Origin of the sequence: Cellulomonas hominis, from assembly GCF_014201095.1 — a bacterium.
Classification (GTDB): domain Bacteria; phylum Actinomycetota; class Actinomycetes; order Actinomycetales; family Cellulomonadaceae; genus Cellulomonas; species Cellulomonas hominis.
On the sequence record NZ_JACHDN010000001.1, the window covers coordinates 1,491,727 to 1,509,505 of the forward strand.

Sequence of the window (17,779 nt, forward strand, 5' to 3'; positions counted from 1 at the left end):
GGGGGCACCCCGCGAGCAGCGGCGGCATGACGCGACCCACCCCGGATGCACGCAGGATGCCCCGCGGCGCAGCGAGCGCGCTCGGCGTCAGTCCCCCTCGGACATGACCAGGTCCGCGTACTCCGGGTGGTCGGCGACGTACCGCCGCACGAACGGGCACAGCGGGACGATCCGCTCGCCCGCCGCCCGGACGGCGTCCAGCGCCGCCGCGACCAGCGTCGAGCCGATGCCCTGGCCCCCGTACGCGGCGTCGACCTCGGTGTGCGTGAAGACGACCACGCCCGGGCGCCGCCGGTAGGCCGCGACGCCGAGGACGGTGCCGTCGGGGGCGAGCGCCTCGAACCGGTGGTGGTCGGGCGCGTCGACGACGGTGGGGTCCGGCATGGCCTCAGTGTGCGCCGCGGGGCGTCGGTTCACCCGCCGTCCGCACCCGTGTCACCGGCAGGTGCCAGACTGTCCGGGTGCTGGGGCCCTACCGTGACGTGCTCTCCCGTCCGGGGGCGCTGGCGTTCTCCTCCGCCGGGGTGATCGCCCGGCTGCCGATGTCCATGGTGGGCATCGGCATCGTGCTGATGATCGAGGCGCTCTACGACTCGTACGGCCTCGCCGGCAGCGTGTCGGCCGCGTACGTGCTGGCGCAGGCGGTCTGCTCGCCGCCGCTGGCCCGCCTCGTCGACCAGCACGGGCAGGCGCGCGTCATGCGTCCCGCGATCGCCGTGTCCGCGACCGGCCTGGTGACGCTCGTGCTGAGCGCCGCCGCCGGCGCGCCGGTCTGGACGCTCTACGTGACGGCGATCGTGGTCGGCTCGACCATCGGGTCGTTCGGGGCGCTGGTCCGGGCGCGGTGGTCGCACGTGCTCGACGACCCGCGCGCCCTGCACACCGCGTACTCGCTGGAGTCGGCGCTGGACGAGCTCGTGTTCGTCGTCGGGCCGATCCTCGCCACGACCCTGGCGACGGCGGTGGCGCCCTCCGCCGGGCTGGTCGTGCCGGTGGTCGGCATGGTGCTCGGCGGGCTGTGGTTCCTCGCCCAGCGCGGCACGCAGCCGCCGCCGCACCCGCGGACCGAGCTCCCCGCCGGCCCGGACGGCACGCCCGCGCGGCGGGTGTCGGTCATGCGGTCCGGCGGCATGGTCGTGCTCGCGATCGTGTTCGTCGCCATGGGCGCGATCTTCGGGGCCACCGACGTGAGCACGGTCGCGTTCGCCGAGGAGGCCGGGCGCCCGGGACTCGCGGGCGTGGCGCTCGCGGTGTTCGCCTGCGGGTCGATGATCTCGGGGCTGCTCTACGGCGCGCGGCACTGGGTGACCCCGCTGTGGCGGCGGTTCGCGATCGGCATGGTGGCCCTGGCGATCGGCGCCTCGCTGTTCGTGCTGGTCAGCTCGATGGCGATGCTGTCGGTCGTCATGTTCGTCGCCGGGTTCGCCATCGCGCCGACGCTCGTCAACGGCAACGGGCTGGTGCAGCACTTCGTCCCGCGGGAGCGGCTGACCGAGGGGCTGACCTGGGTCGGGACGTCGCTCGGCGTCGGGGTGTCGCTCGGCTCGTGGGTCGCGGGCTCGCTGATCGACCGGCAGGGCTCGCACGGCGGGTACCTGGTGGTCGTGGCGTCCGCCGGGCTGGCGGTCGTGGCCGTGCTCGCCTCGCTGCGCACGCTGCGCGCGGGCACGGCGGACCTGGGGACGGTCGACGCCGCCGAGACCGCCGCCCCGGCGGCACCGGAGGACGGCGCCCGCTGAGGACGCCGCCCCGGGCCGGTCGTCAGCGCAGCACGCGCGGCGCCCCCTGGTCGTCCTGCGCCCCGGCCCGGCGGCGCTCGGCGAAGATGCCGAGGACCAGCAGCAGCCCGCCCGCCGCGAGCAGCGTGAGCAGCCACGGCCCGGCGGAGATCGTCCGGCCGATCTGCGCCGCGAACACGCTGACCACCGCGACCGGCAGCGCCGCGGCGCCCACCACCAGCGGGGCGCGGAGCAGCTGCCGGGCGCCGAGCAGCATGAAGCCGAGCGCGAGCACGACGACGAGGATCGCCCGCCACGTCATCGGGTCGGTCCAGATCGCCAGCATCGACGGGCCGAGCGTCGCCAGGACGCCGGGGGTGAGCGTCGCGACCGACCCCTCGTAGCCGACCGGCCAGCCGGCGGCGGAGCGGCGGGCGGGGGTCGCGGGGGTCGCGGGGGTCGCGCGGTCCGCGAGCGACGCGCGCAGGGCCACCAGGCCCATCGCGGTCAGCGCCAGGCCGAGCGGCAGGGCGAACACCTCGACGCGCAGCAGCCGGGTGCTCCACGCGCCGATCGCCCAGGCGAGGCCGCCGAGCCACAGGAACCAGCCCGGCGGAAGCACGAGGGCGGACGGGGAGGCGGGGGAGTCCGGGGCGGCCGGGCCCGCCGGACGGGGGCGGGCGACGTCGGCGCGGACCGCCAGCACCGCCAGCGCGAGCAGCCCGAGCTCGACGACCCAGCCGGTCCACACGGCCGCCCACGAGGGGCGGACCGCGACGAGCACCCCGACCGTGCCCGCGACGAGCGCGGGGCCGAGTGCCCAGCGGCGCAGCAGCGCGGCGCGGTCGTCGGCGGACCGGCGGGCGAGCAGCCGGCAGGCCGCCCCGAGCAGCACCGCGCCGGCGAGCGACCACAGGAGCGCGACGCCGAACAGCCGGGCGTCGCCGGCGGGCGACCCCTGGGGGGTGCTCGCGGCGAGGTGGGCGGACCGCACGGCACCGGCGAGCGCCGCGACGGCCGCGCCGCCGAGCAGCGCGTCGGTGAGGACGCGCAGGGCGCGGGCCCGGGGCGCCGGGCCGGCCGCGCGGTCGGCGTCGGGGTCGGCGTCGGCGTCGGCGAGCACCGCCACGCCCACCGCGAGCGCCGCGCACGCCAGCAGCACCGCCGACCGGAGGCCGGTCTCGCGCCCGAGGACCGCGAGCAGCAGCGTCGGCGCGACGAGCAGCGCGGTGCCCGACTGCACCAGCGGCCGCCAGCCGTCGGCCCGGCGGGACAGCAGGGTGCCGACCACGACCGCGGCGAGCGCGGGCGGCACGGTGTAGGCCTCGACCAGCCCGACCTCCCACCACGCGAGCGCCGACCAGACGACCCCGGTCCACAGCGCGGCGGAGGCCCACCAGACCGGGCGCCGGTCGGGCCGCCGGGCGACGGCCGTGCCGCCCGCGGCGAGGATCGCGCACACCACGAGGACGGTGCCGGCACCCGTGCTGTCCCGTGCGATCGCGAGCAGCAGCGCGACGGCGCCGGTCGCGGCGGCCGCGGCCTCGAGCGCGACCCGGGCGTGCTCGGCGGGCACGTCCAGCGCCCGGCGGCGCAGGCGGCCGGCGACGGGCGGGGCGGCGACCGCCGCGGCGGCGGCCAGCACGGCGACGACCGGCAGCAGCACCGGGGACGCCGACCCGGGCAGCAGCACGGCGCCCGCGCAGATGAGGGCGACGGCGAGGGTCGGCACCACGAGGGCGGCGGCGAGCACGCGCAGCCAGGCGGGGACCGGGCGCACCCGGGTGTCGAGCAGCACGCCCTCGAGCACCAGCAGCGCGGCCGCGGCGCCGGCCGACCACCACGTCCGGTCGGCGGCCACCGCCACGACGGCGACCCCGGCCGGGACCACGGCGACCGCCAGGACGGCCAGCCACGTGTCGCGGCCGACGCGCGGGACGACCGTCAGCACCACCGCGGCCACGGTCAGGGCGACCGAGACGCCGCCCGCCACCCCGAAGCCGTCCCAGCCGAGCCACCCCAGCAGCACGGCGAGGACCGCCCCGGCGTAGGCCGCGCCGGCCGCCACGAGGACGCCGCGCAGGTCGGCCGTCACGAGCCGCCGGGTGCGGAGCAGCAGCACGACCGCGGCGACGGCGCCGAGGGCCGCGGTCGGGCGGGACACCCAGGAGAGGGCGGTGAGGAACGCGAGCTGGGCGAACGCGGCGGCGACCAGGGTCGCCCGCCACGGTGTCGCCGCCGCCGGGACCGCGCCCGCGGTCGGCGGCTCCGTGCCCGCGTCCCGGGAGGGCAGGCGGCGGGCGGCCTCCACCAGCAGCACCGCGAGCACCAGCTCCCCGACGAGCAGAGCGGGCGACCACGGGTGCAGCAGCCCGGTCGCCGCGGCGACCGCGAGCACGACGGCCGCCGGCAGGCACGCGCGGCCGAACGCGACGACGGCCGGCGGGCGCACGACGGGGACGAGCGCGGGGCCGCCGACGCCGCCGGGCAGGCCGCTGCCGGGCAGGCCCGCGCCCGGCACGCCAGCGATCCCCGCGGGCACCGCCCCGGGCCACGGCCGGTGCCGCACCGGCGCGAGCGGGATCCGCCCGATCGCCGCGAGGGCCCCGGCCAGCACCGCGAGCGCGAGCACCGGCCCGACCCCCGAGCCGCCCGCCTCGGCGAACGCGGCGGGGCCCAGCAGGTCCGGGACGGGCGCGCCCAGCGCCCCGAGCAGGGCGAGCGTCGAGCCGGTCCCCGCCACCGCGCCCGGCACGGTCGCGAGCACGAGCGCGACCCAGCCGCCGGTGACCCGCGCCCGGTAGAGCACGTCGGTCGCGGTCGGCGTCCCGCCGGCGAGCGGCAGCGCGACCAGCAGCGTCCACGCGCCCGCGCCGGCGACCGGGCCCGCCCCGCCCCCGGAGGGCACCGCCCCGATCGCGGCGACCACCGCACCGAGCACGGTGAGCGCGCCCGACGCGGACGTCCACGCCGCCGCCTGCCCGGAGCGCGTCTGCACCGCCGCGACGGCGGCGGCGAGCAGCAGCCCGACCGCGATGCCGCCCGAGTCCCAGCCGCGCACCGGCGACGGCAGCGCCACCGTGGCGGCCAGCGCGGCGACGAGCAGGACGGCGGCGGCCAGCACGAGCAGCCCGTCCAGCGCCGGGGACGACCGCTCGAACCGCCCGGCCACGGCGCGCCCGAGCGGCACGCGGACCAGGGTCACGAGGCCGGCGGCGAGCAGCCCGAGGTGCCACGCCCACGGGCCCCCGACCGCCCCGGCGACGCAGAGCGGGACCAGCGGCAGCGCGAGCACGGCGACCGTCCACGAGCGGACCCGCGCCGCGAGCCCGGCGGCGGGCAGGCCGGTGCCGACCCCCGCCAGCAGCACCGCCAGCACGACCCACCGGGCCGGGGCGTCGGCGAGCTCCGCGACCACCCACGCGTCCACGACGGCGAGCGCGGCGACGAGGCCGCCCACCGCCTCCGCGGAGCCGCCGATGCCCGTGCGCCGCAGCACCAGCGTGCCCGCGGCCGCGCCGGCCGTGGCGAGGAGCAGCACGACCACGCGGGCGGCGGGCGCCTCGGCCAGCACGAAGAACGCGAACACCAGGGCCGCGGCGGCGACCAGGCCGGCGCCGGCGAGGGCGAAGAGGCGGGCGACGTCGAAGGGGCGCTCGGCGCGCGGGGCCGGGGCCGGGGCCGGGCCACGGAGGTACGGGGGGACCGGGAGGACCGGCGCGGCCGGGCCGGGCAGGGGTGCCGGCCGGCCGGCCGGGGCGAGGCTGGCGGGCTGCACCGGCGAGGGCTGCGCGGCGTGGGCCGGCTGCGCGGCGGCAACCGGCGGCACGGGCGCGGCGTCACCGTACGGCGCCCCCGGCACCCACGTCGACGCCCCCGGGACGCCGCCCGCCGCGCCCGCGGACCGCGCCTGCTGCGCCGCCCGCACGGCGTCGATCACCCGCTGCCGCTCGTCCAGCGCCCGCACCGCGGCCCGGGACGCCTCCGCGATCCGCGAGCCCTCCGCCCCGGCGAGGTCGAGCCCGCACCGGTCGCAGCGCGCGACCCGGAGCGTGGCGCCGCACGCGGCGCAGCGGGAGAAGTCGATGAGCTCGCGCCGCGCGGCGTCCGCCGAGGTCGTGTCCACGTGCAGAGCGTGCCAGCCCGGGCGCCCCCGGGTGCGGCGTGCACAGTTCCTGCGCAGACTTTCACCAGGTCGCCCGTCGTCGGCGGACCCCGGCAGATCCCCCGCGGCCCCCCGGCCGACCCCGCGCGGCGCGGCCGGGGTGACGGACGAGACAGGCCCCGGAGTGGCGCCGCTCGAATCATGGGATGAATATGGCCGGACACGACAACGACAGGAGCGGGACGTGGCACGCAGCAGCACGGTGGCCGACCAGCTCGTCGCCCAGGTGGTGGCGGCCGGCGCGACGCACATCTACGGCATCGTCGGGGACAGCCTGAACCCGGTGGTCGACGCGGTCCGGCGGGCGCAGAAGGACGGCGCGGACATCCAGTGGGTGCACGTCCGGCACGAGGAGGCCGCGGCGTTCGCCGCCGCCGCGGAGGCCGAGATCACCGGCCGGCTCGCGGTCTGCGCGGGCTCCTGCGGGCCGGGCAACCTGCACCTCATCAACGGGCTCTACGACGCGAACCGCAGCCGCGTCCCGGTGCTCGCGATCGCCTCGCACATCCCGAGCGCGCAGATCGGCACCCAGTACTTCCAGGAGACCCACCCCGACCGGCTGTTCGTCGAGTGCTCGGTGTACTCCGAGATGATCTCGTCCGCCGCGCAGGCGCCGCGGGTCATCCGCTCCGCGATCCACCACGCGTACGGCGCCCCGGGCGTCGCCGTGCTGACCCTCCCCGGCGACGTCGCCGACCTCGAGGCGCCGGCCCCCGGTCCCGACACGCTGACCCGGCCGCGCCGCCCCCGCGTCGTCCCCGCGGACGCCGACGTCACGGCGCTCGCCGACGCGATCGACGCCGCGAAGAAGGTCACCATCCTGGCCGGCGCGGGCGTGCGGGGCGCGCACGACGACGTCATCGCCCTGGCCGACAAGATCGCCGCCCCGGTGGGGCACAGCCTGCGCGGCAAGGAGCACATCCAGTACGACAACCCCTTCGACGTCGGGATGACCGGCCTGCTCGGGTACGGCGCGCTCCAGGCGTCGATGGACGAGGCCGACCTGCTGATCCTGCTGGGGACCGACTTCCCGTACGACCAGTTCCTCCCGGCCGGCGTCCGCACGGCGCAGGTTGACATCGACCCCACGCACCTCGGCCGGCGGACGCGCTCCGACCTGGCGGTGGTCGGCGACGTCGGTGAGACGGTGCGGCTGCTGCTCCCGCTGGTGAGCCGCAAGAAGTCCCGGCGGTTCCTCGACTCGATGCTGAAGAAGCACGAGAAGGCCATGTCCGGCGTCGTCGGGGCCTACACGAAGGACGTCGAGCACCACACGCCGATCCACCCCGAGTACGCCGCGGTGGTCCTGGACGAGGAGGCGGCCGACGACGCCGTGTTCACCGTGGACACCGGCATGGGCAACGTCTGGGCCGCGCGCTACCTGACGCCGAACGGGCGGCGCCGGGTCATCGGGTCGTTCCTGCACGGCTCGATGGCGAACGCCGTCCCGCACGCGATCGGCGCGGCCTTCGCCGCCCGGGACTCCGGCGCCCGGCAGAAGCACGTGGTCGCGATCGCCGGCGACGGCGGCCTGTCGATGCTGCTCGGCGAGCTGGTCACGCTCGTGCACTACCAGCTGCCCGTGAAGATCATCCTGTTCGACAACGCGACGCTCGGCATGGTGCGGCTCGAGATGCTCGTGGACGGGCTGCCCTCGTTCGGCACGGACTCCCCGTCGGTCGACTACGCCGCGGTCGCGAGCGCCATCGGCATCCCGTCGGTCCGCGTCGAGGACCCCACGCAGATCCGCACCGCGCTGCGCGAGGCGTTCGCGCACGACGGTCCCGCGCTCGTCGACCTGGTCACGGACCCGCGGGCGCTGTCGATCCCGCCGAAGATCACGCGGCAGCAGGTCAGCGGGTTCACGGCGGCGATGAGCAAGGAGATCCTCGGCGGGGGCATGGGCGAGGTCATGGCGATGGCCCGCTCCAACCTCCGCAACGTCCCGCGGCCCTGACCGGGCGCACCGAGGCCCGCGGACGGAGTGCGGAGGGCGGCGTCAGTGGAGGTCGCTGAGGGCCGCGCGGATCTCCGTCGTGATCACCGTCATCGCGCGCTCCGCCGCCTCGGGGTCGCGGGCGCGGATCGCGTCGGCCACCGCGTCGTGCGCGTCGAGGGCCTCGGGGCGGGGGCGGTCGGGCATGAGGCCGTGCCGGGTGCGGCCGGCGAGCACCTCGGCGACGACGCCGGTCAGCGCGGCGAACATCTCGTTCCGGCCGGCGCGCAGCAGCAGCGCGTGGAACTCGATGTCGCAGACCACGAACTCGTCCAGGCGGCCGGCCTCGCCCAGCTCGCGCATCCGGGCGACCAGCACGAGCAGCCGGTCCACCTCGCCGGGGTCGGCGTGCCGGGCGGCGGCCGCGGCGGCGACGGGCTCGACGGCGGCGCGCAGCTCGGTGAGCGACCGGAGCTGCGCGAGCCGGCCCGGGCCGGCCAGCCGCCACCGGATGACGCGCGGATCGAACACCATCCAGTCGGCGGCCGGGCGCACCACGAGGCCGACGCGGCGGCGGGAGGTCACGAGGCCGAGGTGCTCGAGCATCCGCATGGTCTCGCGCGCGACCGTCCGGGAGACCGCGAACCGCTGCTGGATCTGCTCGAGGGTGAGCACGGAGCCCTCGGGCAGGGCACCGGCCGTGATCTCGGAGCCGATCACCTCCAGCACGGTGCTGTGCAGCACCTCGACGCCCACCGCTCCTCCTCGCGCCCGGTGCGGGGGCGGTCCGGTCGACGCGCGCCACCCGGGCAGCCGTGCCAGGGTCGCACACGGAGCGCGGACGACCAATGCGGGCGACTGGTGCGATCTTTGGTTTTCAAAGGTCGCACCTTTGTGCGACAGTGTGCCGGTGCCCCGGACGGTTCCGGGGCGCGACCGGACGTACCGCGCCCGGACGACGACGTCGAGGAGGGCACTGATGCCTGAGGTGCAGCACCTGGTGGTCATGGGGGTCGCGGGGTCGGGCAAGACCACGACCGCGCAGATCCTCGCCGACCGCCTGAACTGGCCGTACGCGGAGGCGGACGAGTTCCACCCGCAGGCCAACATCGACAAGATGTCGGCGGGCACCCCGCTGACCGACGAGGACCGCTGGCCGTGGCTGCGCGCGATGCGCGACTGGCTCACGGAGCAGTCCCGCGCGGGGCGGTCGACGATCGTCACGTGCTCCGCGCTGCGGGTCGCCTACCGCGACGTGCTGCGCGAGGCCGAGGGCCGGGTGCGGTTCGTGCACCTGTCCGGGACCATCGAGTCGATCGGCGACAGGATGTCCGGCCGCGCCGGGCACTTCATGCCGACCTCGCTGCTGCCGTCGCAGTTCCAGACCCTCGAGCCGCTGACCGACGCCGAGGACGGCGTGGTCGTCGAGGTCGAGGTGTCCCCGCACTCGGTCGCCGACGCCGCGCTGCGCGCGCTGGGCATCGACCCCGCCACCGCACGCGCCACGGAGGAGACCCGATGAGCCTGCTCGCCGACGGCGCCCTGCTCGCCGCAGCGGCGGAGGACGCCGCCCCCGCCGTCTCGGACACGCGCCTGGTCGTCGCGGCGGTGCTCGGCATCGCGGTGATCGTCCTGCTGATCGTCTGGCTGAAGCTGCACCCCTTCCTCGCGCTGATGCTCGGCGCGGGCGTGCTCGCGGTCGCCGCCGGGCTCCCCTACACCGACGCGTTCGTGTCGTTCACCGAGGGGCTCGGGACGACGGTCGCGGGCGTCGGCATCCTCATCGCGCTGGGCGCCATCATCGGGAAGCTGCTGATCGAGTCGGGAGGCGCCGACCAGATCGTCGACTCCGTGCTCGCCCGCACGCCGGTCCAGCGGCTGCCGTGGGCGATCGCGTTCGCGGCGTTCATCATCGGCATCCCGCTGTTCTTCGAGGTCGGCGTGGTGCTGCTGGTGCCGGTCGTCATGCTGGTCGCGCGCCGGTCCAAGGTCTCGATGATCACCGTCGGCATCCCGGCGCTCGCCGGCCTGTCGGCCCTGCACGGCCTGGTGCCGCCGCACCCCGGCCCGCTGATCGCCATCGACGCGCTCGGCGCCGACCTGGGCCTGACGCTCGGTCTCGGCCTGCTCGTCGCGATCCCGACCGTCGCCATCTCGGGCCCGCTGCTCGCGAAGCCGATGGCCCGCTGGGTGCCGCTCGACCCGCCGACCGAGATCCTCGGCGCCGGCGAGCGCGAGGAGGGCGCCAAGCGGCCGTCGTTCGCCGTCGCGCTGACCGTCGTGCTGATGCCGGTCGTGCTCATGCTCGCCCGGACGCTCGCCGAGACCGTCGGGTTCCAGGACTCCGGCGTCGGCCAGGTGCTCGACTTCGTCGGGACGCCGCTGGTGGCGCTGCTCATCACCGCGCTGGCGTCGCTGGTGCTGCTCGGGTCCGCGCAGGGCCGCACGCGCAGCCAGATCAGCAAGCTCGTGGACTCGTCGTTCGCGCCGATCGCCTCGATCCTGCTGATCGTGGGCGCCGGCGGCGGCTTCAAGGAGACCCTCGTGGACTCCGGCGTCGGCGACGTGATCGCCGGCGGGCTGGCGGACGCCCCGATCTCCCCGCTGCTCGCGGCGTGGCTGGTCGCGGTGCTGATCCGCGTGGCCACCGGCTCCGCGACGGTCGCGACGATCACCGCGGCCGGGATCGTGGCGCCGCTGGCCGAGGGCCTGTCGCCGACGCACGTGGCGCTCATGGTGCTGGCCATCGGCGCGGGCTCGGTGTTCCTCAGCCACGTGAACGACGCCGGCTTCTGGCTGGTCAAGGAGTACTTCAAGATGACGGTCGGCCAGACGTTCAAGACGTGGTCCCTCATGGAGTGCGTCCTGTCGGTCACGGCCCTGATCGTGGTCCTGCTGCTGAGCCTGGTGATCTAGCGGGGGCCGGTCGCCAGGCCGAGGTCGAGGTCGACGGTTTCGCGGGACACGCCGCGGCGACATGCCGGGGCGCGCGCGGAACCGTCGACCTCGCCGCACCTCGGCCGGGAGGGCGGCGGCGTCAGCGCGGGGCCAGGCCGTGGGTGGCCGGGCCCTCCAGGACCGAGCCGTCCGCCGCGAAGCGGCTGCCGTGCAGCGGGCAGTCGAAGGACCGCTCCACCTCGTTCCACGTCACGACGCCCCCGAGGTGCGGGCACACCGCGGAGAACCGCCGGGTCACGCCGCCGACGGTGCACACCGCCTCCGGCCGGACGCCCGCTCGCTCGACGCCGCCCTGGCCCTCCGGCGGGTCCGGCCTCCGCCCGGCGGCGGGGCGCGGGGCGGTCCAGCCGCCCGCGAGGCGCCGCCCGACGCCGGCGTTCAGCCGCACGGCTTCGCCGAGACCGGCGACCTCGTGCCGGCCCCACGGCCGCCACGCCTCGGCCCACCGCGGCGGGTGGTCGCCGAGCAGCTCGGCCGCGAGCACGAGCGACGCCGCGACGGCGGTGGTCATCCCCCACTTCGCGTACCCGGTGGCGACGTGCAGCCGCGGGTCCAGGGGCAGCAGCCGGCCGACCAGGGGCAGGCCGTCGGCGGCGGCGTAGTCCTGCGCGGACCACACGTGCGTGAGCTCCGCGCCGGGGACGTGGCGGTGGGTCCACTCCAGGAGCTCCCGCACGGAGGCCCCGGTGGGCACGCGCCGGCCCACGGGGTGCCCCGCGCCACCGACCAGCAGCGCGTCCGGGCCGTCCGCGCCGGCGGGCGTCGACCGGATCGAGCGCGTCTCGGCGTCCACCGAGATCGCCATGCTCGCCGGCGGCGGCTCCGGCACGCGGAACGCGAGCGCGTAGGACCGCAGCGCGTGCAGCCGGGCGAACGCGCCGCCGCGGTCGAGGATCGGCGTCCCGGTGGCGAGCACCACGGCGTCGCAGGTCACGTCCCCCGCGGTGGTGCGCAGCACGGCCCGCCCGGTGCGGCTCGTGAGGCCCCGGCCGTGGTGCATGCCGAGGACGCGCACGCCCTCGACCACGCGACCGCCGCGGGCGACGACGTCGGCCGCGAGCGCGCCGAGCACGTCGAGCGGGTCGACCTGCGCCTGGTCGGCCAGCCCGATGGCCCCGGTGACGGGCAGGGGCAGGTCGGTGCGTCGTCGCCAGCCGACCGGCACGCCGGCCCGGCGCGCGGCCTCGAGCTCGGCCTCCACCCGGTCCCGGCCGTCGGCGGTCGTGGCGAACGTGACGGCCTCGCGGCGCTGGTACGGCACGTCGTGGTCGTCGAGGTACCGGAGCAGCCAGTCCATGCCCTCGGCGGACCCCTCCGCGTAGGCGGCGGCCACCCGGTCGTCGTGCTGCTCGGCCAGCGACGCGAGCCGGTCGCCCTGCAGCAGGCTGATCTTCGCGGTGCTCCGGCCCGTCGTCCCGGCGCCGACGGTCCGGGCCTCGAGGACGAGCACCCGCAGCCCGGCGCGGGTGAGCAGCAGCGCGGTGGTCAGGCCGGTCAGCCCGGCACCGACCACGACGACGTCGGCGGGCTCGTCCGCCGGGCGCGGGTCGGTGCCGGGCGCGAGGTGGTGCGGGTGGGCCGGCGCCGGGCGCCGGTCCCACCAGAGGGACGTCCGGGAGACCACCTCGACGCCCCGGCCCGGTCAGCCGGCGGGCGGCGTCGGCGGGGTGGGCGGGGTCGTCGGCGCCGGCGGCGTGACGGGGGTGGTCGGCGTCGTGCCGGCCGGGGGCGTCGTCCGCACGTCGACGTCGTCGTCCCCGTCGCCCTTCGTGCGCGCGACCGCGCCCTTCACGGCCTCGACGGCCTTGTCCTTGAGCGCCGCACCCTGGTCCTTCGCGAACCGGGCGGCCGACGACTCCAGGTCGTCCACGGTGGACTGCACGCGCGGGTCCTGCCAGGCGTCGGACGCCCAGCCCTTGATCTTCTCGAACTGCGCGCGGCCCGCGCGGGTCCCGAGCACGTAGCCCACCCCCGCGCCGAGGACGAATGCCAGCTTGCCCTTCATGCCCTACCTCCGGTTCCGCTCGTCCTGGTGGTCCGACCGAGCGTAGGCGCGGGGGTCGCGGCCCGCCCGGCGAGCGCGCGACCCCCGCCGGCCCTACTTCACCGCCCCGTGATGCCGTAGAGGAACTCGCCCCAGGACACCAGGAAGATCACCGACGACACCGTGAGGAAGCCGTTCCGGGCGAGCGGCAGCGCGACGGACCGGAATGTGCGCAGGGTGGCGGCGCCGTCGATGTGGGCGGCCTCCTCGATGGACACCGGGATCTGCCCGAAGAACGGCCGACCTGCTCGCGGCCCGCGTCGCGGGGGGCGAGGGGCCGCCGACGGAGGTGTTCACGGACTGCTCGCTGGTGGTCCGCCGGTCGGCCTGACCTGGCGGATCGCGCCGCAGGGCCGGTGGACGGCGGCGCTGCAGGGACGCTACGCTCGGGTCATCACGATCAGCCCGTCACCGTCAGGTGGCGGGCTGATTTTCTGAGGTCGGAGGCGTGATGGGCGAGTACACCAAGCCGTGGAACTCGCTCGACCAGCAGGTCCGCAAGCTCGCCGATCGCGGCGTCGACGTCGAGCCGGCGGAACGGACCGCGGCGCTCCTGCGCGCCGTCGGCTACTACCGGCTCACCGGCTACCTGTACCCGTTCCAGCGGTCCGAGCAGCACAGGGACGAGCACGGGCGCACGACCACGACCGTCCTCAGCGACTACCGGCCCGGGGCGTCGATCGAGCACGTGGCGCAGGTCATCGAGTTCGACCGCCGGCTCCGCCTGCTCGTCCTGGACGGGGTGGAGCGGATCGAGGTCGCCGCGCGGATGCAGGTCGGCTACGCGCTCGGGCGGCGGTCCGCGTTCGCCCACCTCGACCCTGCCACGTTCGTCCCCTCGTTCGTCCAGCACCGGACGGACGAGCGCACGGGCTGGGCGACGCGCCCGAGCAGGCACGCCGAATGGCTGGAGCGCGTGGCACGGCGCCGGGACGGCTCGGACGAGGCGTTCGTCGCGCACTTCCGCGAGAAGTACGACGGCCAGATGCCGATCTGGGCGCTGACCGAGATCCTCGAGCTCGGACACCTGTCCCGCCTCTACCAGGGCCTCGTGGACGACGCCGCACGGGAGATCGCCGAGGCGTTCGGTGTGCCGACGAAGCGGTTGATGTCGAGCTGGCTCGCGAGCCTGAACTACGTGCGCAACGTCGCGGCGCATCACGCCCGTCTGCTCAACCGCCGCTTGCAGCACGCGCCGAGCCGGCCCCGGCCCGGGCTCGCGCCGCTGCTCGACCACCTCCGCGCCGCCGACCACCCCCAGGGTGCGTTCGGCGCGTACAACGCTCTGGCCGTGATCGCCTACCTCCTGCGGTCGCTCGACGCGCACGAGCACTGGTGCCGCCGCCTCGTGGCACTGCTCGACGCGTTCCCGGCGTCGGCGCCGCTGCCCCTCGCCGCCCTCGGGATGCCGGAGGGGTGGCGCGATCTGGACCTGTGGCGGCCGGGCCGCACCGGCTGAGGGTCTCCCGCTCGGGGCCGCGCGGGCGTACCGTCCGGACATGACGCCCAAGGTGCCCAAGGATGTGTACGAGGCGGAGCTGTTCCGGCTGCAGTCCGAGCTGGTCCACCTCCAGGAGTGGGTCCGGACGACCGGGGCCCGCGTGGTGGTCGTCTTCGAGGGCCGCGACGCGGCCGGCAAGGGCGGCACGATCAAGCGGATCACCGAGTACCTGAGCCCCCGGGTCGCGCGGATCGCGGCGCTGCCGGCCCCGACCGAGCGCGAGCGCGGGCAGTGGTACTTCCAGCGGTACATCACGCACCTGCCCGCCCGCGGGGAGATCGTGCTGTTCGACCGGTCCTGGTACAACCGCGCCGGCGTCGAGACGGTCATGGGGTTCTGCACGCCGCAGGAGCGCGCCCGGTTCCTGCAGCAGACGCCGGGGTTCGAGCAGATGCTCATCGACGACGGCATCCTGCTGCGCAAGTACTGGTTCTCCGTGTCCGACGCGGAGCAGCTGCGCCGGTTCAAGTCCCGCCGGAACGACCCGGTGCGCCGGTGGAAGCTCAGCCCGATGGACCTGGAGTCCATCACGCGGTGGGAGGACTACTCCCGCGCGAAGGACGAGATGTTCGCGCACACCGACCTGCCGACCAGCCCCTGGTTCGTCGTGGAGTCCGACATCAAGCGGAACGCGCGGCTCAACATGATCGCGCACCTGCTCGGGTCGATCCCGTACCACCCGGTCGACGGCACGCCCATCGAGCTGCCGGACCGGCCGGCGGCCACCTCGGGGTACGAGCGGCCGCCGCGGGACCTCGCGCGGCCGGTGCCGGACCACGCCGCGAGCCTGGTCGGCGACCCCGAGCGCGACGACTGAGGCGGTACCGTCGCGGGCGATGACGACGCTCGCGATCACCCCCGACGACCCGCGCTCCCCCGACGTGCGGGCCCTGCTGACCCGGCACCTGGAGCTCATGCACGAGCAGAGCCCGCCGGAGGACGTGCACGCCCTCGACGTGGACGCGCTGACCGCGCCGCACGTGACGTTCGTCAGCGCCCGCGACGGGGCCGGCGGCGAGCTGCTCGGCGTCGGGGCGATCACCGAGATCTCGCCCGGTCACGGCGAGATCAAGTCGATGCACACCGCAGCCGCGGCCCGGCGGCGCGGGGTGGCCGGCGCGCTGCTGGACCACCTGCTCGCCCTCGCGGACGCCCGGGGGTACGCGCGGGTCAGCCTGGAGACCGGGACCGAGGACGGGTTCGCGGCCGCGCGGGCGCTGTACGCCCGCGCCGGGTTCGCGGAGTGCCCGCCGTTCGGGTCCTACCGGGAGAGCCCGAGCTCGGTGTTCCTCACGCGGGAGTCGCGGCCGGCGTGACGGGCGCCCTGCCGCGGTGGCGGGCCGGGGCGCGCGGACCTACCGTCGTCACGGCCGGTAGTCCAGACCATGGAGGAGACGTGGTGCACAGCGGCGACGGGCCAGCCCGGCCGGAGTCCGACGCGGGCCTGGTGTCGTCCGTCCCCCCGGACCGGTTCACGCCGGTGCGCGCGTGGGCCCTGGACTCGGTCACCGACCTGGCCCGCGTGCGGCGCGAGCTGCTCGACGAGGTCACCGCCGCGCACGCCGCCCCGCAGCTCACCCTCGGCCGGGTGCCGGAGAACATGGTGCTCGTGGCGTCCGAGCTCGCCACCAACGCCCTGCAGCACGGCCTGCCGCCGACCGTCCTGTCGCTGCACACCGACGAGCGGGACTACCTGCTGGACGTGTGCGACAGCGACCTGGAGTCCATCCCCATGCTCGCCGGGGAGCGCCCGGTCGGGGCCGGGGGCTTCGGCCTGCTGATCGCCCGGCGCCTGTCGCAGGACGTCGGCTGGTACACCGCGGAGTCGACGAAGCACGTCTGGGCGATCTTCCCCGCGCAGGGCTGACCTCCGCCGCCCGGCTGGACCCCGGCCGACCCGGGCCGCGACCTGGGCGCGTCCCGGCCGCCGCGCCCGCCTCCGTGATCGCTGCTTGACACCCGGAGCCTCCGCGCGCTTCACTTTGAAGCGCATCAATTGAAACGCTTCACTCGCGGACCGCCGCACGACGGCCGCACGATCACCGCCGATCGACAGGAGACACGGGTTCGATGGAGACCTCACGGAGCGGCGCAGCCGCCGCCATCCCGGGCAGGATCTGGTACCGCACGACGGTCGCCGGCATGGCGTCCTACCTGGACGCCGCCGCGATCATCAGCACCGGCACGGCGCTCGTCCTCTACCAGGAGCCGCTCGGGCTCACGTCCGGCGACATCGGCCGGCTCTCCGCGCTGCTCACCTTCATGATCGCGGTCGGCGCGCTCATCGGCGGGCGCCTCGGCGACCTGTACGGCCGCCGCCGCGTCTTCATGGTGACGATGGCCGTCTACACCGTCGGCGCCGCGCTCATGGTGGCCGCGGGCGGGCCGGGCCTGCTCTACGCCGGCGTCGTGCTGCTCGGCCTCGCGGTCGGCGCCGACCTGCCGGTGTCCCTGGCGATGATCGCGGAGGAGGCGCCCGAGGGCGCGCGCGGGAAGCTCATCTCGTTCTCGCACATCTTGTGGCTCGTCGGCATCCTCGCCGCCCAGCTCCTCGGCATCGTCGTCGGCGGCATGGGCGTCACCGGCGGCCGGCTGCTCTACGCGCACCTCACGGTGGTCGCGCTCGTCGTCATGGCGCTGCGGTCGCGGATGCCCGAGTCCCACCGGTGGGCGGCGGCGCACGGGGGCGCCGCGGGCGGCTCGGTCACCGGCGACGACGTCGACCTCGGCACGCTCAAGCGGCTGGTCACCGGCCCGTACCTCGCCCCGATGATCGCCGTCGCGCTGTTCTACGCGCTGGTCAACGTCGGCGCGAACACCGGCGGGCAGTTCAACACCTACATCTACGTCAACCTGGCCGGCTCCACGGTGCAGTTCGCGTCGACGGTCTCGTTCGTCACCTTCCTCATCGCGTTCGGCGCGACGTACCTGCTGATGCGGATCGTCGACGGCTCGAACCGCATGCGCTGGTTCGCGGGCATGGCAATCGCCTACACGGTGGCGTACGTCATCCCGGCCGTGCTGGGCGTCCAGGTGTGGACCCTGGTCACCATGGGGGTGATCGGCTCCATCGCCGGGGCCGTCGCCGGCGAGCCGATGTTCAAGATCTGGGCCCAGGAGCTCTTCCCGACGGTCTACCGCAGCACGGCCCAGGGCGTGATGATCGCGCTCACCCGCGTCGTCGCCGCGGTCGTGGCGCTCTGGACCCCGGCCCTGCTCGACGCCAGCCCGAGCATCCTGTTCTGGTTCGTCGCGGCCTGCATCGCGGCGGGCGGGCTCATCGGGGTGCTGTGGATCAACCGCTACCCGCGGGTCGCGGACGACGAGGTCGACCCCGCGCTGCCCGCCGCACCCTCGGCCGCCGAACCGCGGGACGGCGCCCGCGTGCGCTGACGCGCCCGCCCCCGGGGCGCCCGGCACCGCCGGGCGCCCCGCCACCTCGTACCCCAGCAGTCCC

At 76.2% G+C, this 17,779-nt stretch carries 15 protein-coding genes; 9 read left to right on the top strand and 6 right to left on the bottom strand.

The features are described 5' to 3' along the window. Nucleotides 1-87: 87 nt before the first annotated feature. A complete protein-coding gene (locus tag HNR08_RS07095; RefSeq protein ID WP_146836938.1) occupies nucleotides 88-384 on the bottom strand; it encodes a GNAT family N-acetyltransferase in 297 nt (98 codons plus the stop codon). 77 nt (nucleotides 385-461) lie between these two features. Between HNR08_RS07095 and HNR08_RS07100 the strand changes: the two genes are divergently transcribed. Next, on the top strand, nucleotides 462-1,739 hold the full coding sequence (locus HNR08_RS07100; RefSeq protein ID WP_146836941.1) for an MFS transporter: 1,278 nt from the start codon (nucleotides 462-464) through the stop codon (nucleotides 1,737-1,739). Nucleotides 1,740-1,761: 22 nt separating this feature from the next. Here HNR08_RS07100 and HNR08_RS07105 read toward each other — a convergent pair whose 3' ends face one another. Then, complete coding sequence (locus tag HNR08_RS07105) at nucleotides 1,762-5,844, bottom strand: SCO7613 C-terminal domain-containing membrane protein (protein ID WP_146836944.1); 4,083 nt, start codon at nucleotides 5,842-5,844, stop codon at nucleotides 1,762-1,764. Nucleotides 5,845-6,067: 223 nt separating this feature from the next. Here HNR08_RS07105 and HNR08_RS07110 point away from each other — a divergent pair, with 223 nt between their 5' ends. Further along, nucleotides 6,068-7,840 carry a pyruvate dehydrogenase gene (locus HNR08_RS07110; RefSeq protein ID WP_146836947.1) on the top strand — a complete coding sequence of 591 codons (1,773 nt, stop codon included), beginning with the start codon at nucleotides 6,068-6,070 and terminating at the stop codon, nucleotides 7,838-7,840. Nucleotides 7,841-7,882: 42 nt separating this feature from the next. Here HNR08_RS07110 and HNR08_RS07115 read toward each other — a convergent pair whose 3' ends face one another. Further along, on the bottom strand, nucleotides 7,883-8,575 hold the full coding sequence (locus HNR08_RS07115) for a FadR/GntR family transcriptional regulator (RefSeq protein WP_246803047.1): 693 nt from the start codon (nucleotides 8,573-8,575) through the stop codon (nucleotides 7,883-7,885). A 223-nt stretch (nucleotides 8,576-8,798) separates the two neighbouring features. Between HNR08_RS07115 and HNR08_RS07120 the strand changes: the two genes are divergently transcribed. Both HNR08_RS07120 and HNR08_RS07125 read left to right on the top strand, forming a co-directional pair. After that, nucleotides 8,799-9,341 (top strand): gluconokinase, encoded by a 543-nt coding sequence (locus tag HNR08_RS07120; RefSeq protein WP_146836953.1) that lies wholly within the window; start codon nucleotides 8,799-8,801, stop codon nucleotides 9,339-9,341. Next, nucleotides 9,338-10,735, top strand: a complete 1,398-nt coding sequence (locus HNR08_RS07125; RefSeq protein ID WP_146836956.1) for a GntP family permease — start codon at nucleotides 9,338-9,340, stop codon at nucleotides 10,733-10,735. The genes HNR08_RS07120 and HNR08_RS07125 overlap by 4 nt, the downstream gene beginning before the upstream one ends. 121 nt (nucleotides 10,736-10,856) lie before the next feature. Here HNR08_RS07125 and HNR08_RS07130 read toward each other — a convergent pair whose 3' ends face one another. From HNR08_RS07130 to HNR08_RS21605, 3 genes are all read right to left on the bottom strand, one after another. Continuing rightward, nucleotides 10,857-12,401: an FAD-dependent oxidoreductase gene (locus HNR08_RS07130; protein ID WP_146836959.1), complete on the bottom strand. Its 1,545-nt coding sequence runs from the start codon at nucleotides 12,399-12,401 to the stop codon at nucleotides 10,857-10,859. Nucleotides 12,402-12,419: 18 nt separating this feature from the next. After that, nucleotides 12,420-12,782, bottom strand: a complete 363-nt coding sequence (locus tag HNR08_RS21600; RefSeq protein ID WP_246581791.1) for a YtxH domain-containing protein — start codon at nucleotides 12,780-12,782, stop codon at nucleotides 12,420-12,422. A 98-nt stretch (nucleotides 12,783-12,880) separates the two neighbouring features. After that, nucleotides 12,881-13,039, bottom strand: coding sequence for an ABC transporter permease subunit (locus tag HNR08_RS21605; RefSeq protein ID WP_168431457.1), 159 nt, complete (start codon nucleotides 13,037-13,039; stop codon nucleotides 12,881-12,883). 233 nt (nucleotides 13,040-13,272) lie between these two features. Between HNR08_RS21605 and HNR08_RS07145 the strand changes: the two genes are divergently transcribed. The 5 genes from HNR08_RS07145 (at nucleotide 13,273) to HNR08_RS07165 (ending at nucleotide 17,715) form a co-directional block, all read left to right on the top strand. Beyond that, entirely contained in the window at nucleotides 13,273-14,280 is a 1,008-nt protein-coding gene (locus HNR08_RS07145; RefSeq protein WP_146836965.1) for an Abi family protein, read from the top strand. A gap of 40 nt (nucleotides 14,281-14,320) precedes the next feature. Continuing rightward, nucleotides 14,321-15,139, top strand: a complete 819-nt coding sequence (ppk2, locus tag HNR08_RS07150) for a polyphosphate kinase 2 (protein ID WP_146836968.1) — start codon at nucleotides 14,321-14,323, stop codon at nucleotides 15,137-15,139. A 19-nt stretch (nucleotides 15,140-15,158) separates the two neighbouring features. After that, the gene (locus tag HNR08_RS07155; RefSeq protein WP_146836971.1) at nucleotides 15,159-15,638 is read left to right on the top strand and encodes a GNAT family N-acetyltransferase; all 480 of its coding nucleotides are present in this window, start codon (nucleotides 15,159-15,161) and stop codon (nucleotides 15,636-15,638) included. An 83-nt stretch (nucleotides 15,639-15,721) separates the two neighbouring features. Next, nucleotides 15,722-16,189 carry an ATP-binding protein gene (locus HNR08_RS07160; protein ID WP_168431459.1) on the top strand — a complete coding sequence of 156 codons (468 nt, stop codon included), beginning with the start codon at nucleotides 15,722-15,724 and terminating at the stop codon, nucleotides 16,187-16,189. A gap of 203 nt (nucleotides 16,190-16,392) precedes the next feature. Continuing rightward, nucleotides 16,393-17,715, top strand: a complete 1,323-nt coding sequence (locus tag HNR08_RS07165; protein WP_168431460.1) for an MFS transporter — start codon at nucleotides 16,393-16,395, stop codon at nucleotides 17,713-17,715. The last annotated feature ends 64 nt before the right edge of the window (nucleotides 17,716-17,779 follow it).

What these genes read in the sequence shown, in the direction of transcription:
- HNR08_RS07145 (WP_146836965.1), top strand. Translation starts at nt 13,273, where the DNA reads ATGGGCGAGTACACCAAGCCGTGGAACTCGCTCGACCAGCAGGTCCGC.
- ppk2 (WP_146836968.1), top strand. Translation starts at nt 14,321, where the DNA reads ATGACGCCCAAGGTGCCCAAGGATGTGTACGAGGCGGAGCTGTTCCGG.
- HNR08_RS07155 (WP_146836971.1), top strand. Translation starts at nt 15,159, where the DNA reads ATGACGACGCTCGCGATCACCCCCGACGACCCGCGCTCCCCCGACGTG.
- HNR08_RS07125 (WP_146836956.1), top strand. Translation starts at nt 9,338, where the DNA reads ATGAGCCTGCTCGCCGACGGCGCCCTGCTCGCCGCAGCGGCGGAGGAC.
- HNR08_RS07095 (WP_146836938.1), bottom strand. Translation starts at nt 384, where the DNA reads ATGCCGGACCCCACCGTCGTCGACGCGCCCGACCACCACCGGTTCGAG.
- HNR08_RS07165 (WP_168431460.1), top strand. Translation starts at nt 16,393, where the DNA reads ATGGAGACCTCACGGAGCGGCGCAGCCGCCGCCATCCCGGGCAGGATC.
- HNR08_RS21600 (WP_246581791.1), bottom strand. Translation starts at nt 12,782, where the DNA reads ATGAAGGGCAAGCTGGCATTCGTCCTCGGCGCGGGGGTGGGCTACGTG.
- HNR08_RS07120 (WP_146836953.1), top strand. Translation starts at nt 8,799, where the DNA reads ATGCCTGAGGTGCAGCACCTGGTGGTCATGGGGGTCGCGGGGTCGGGC.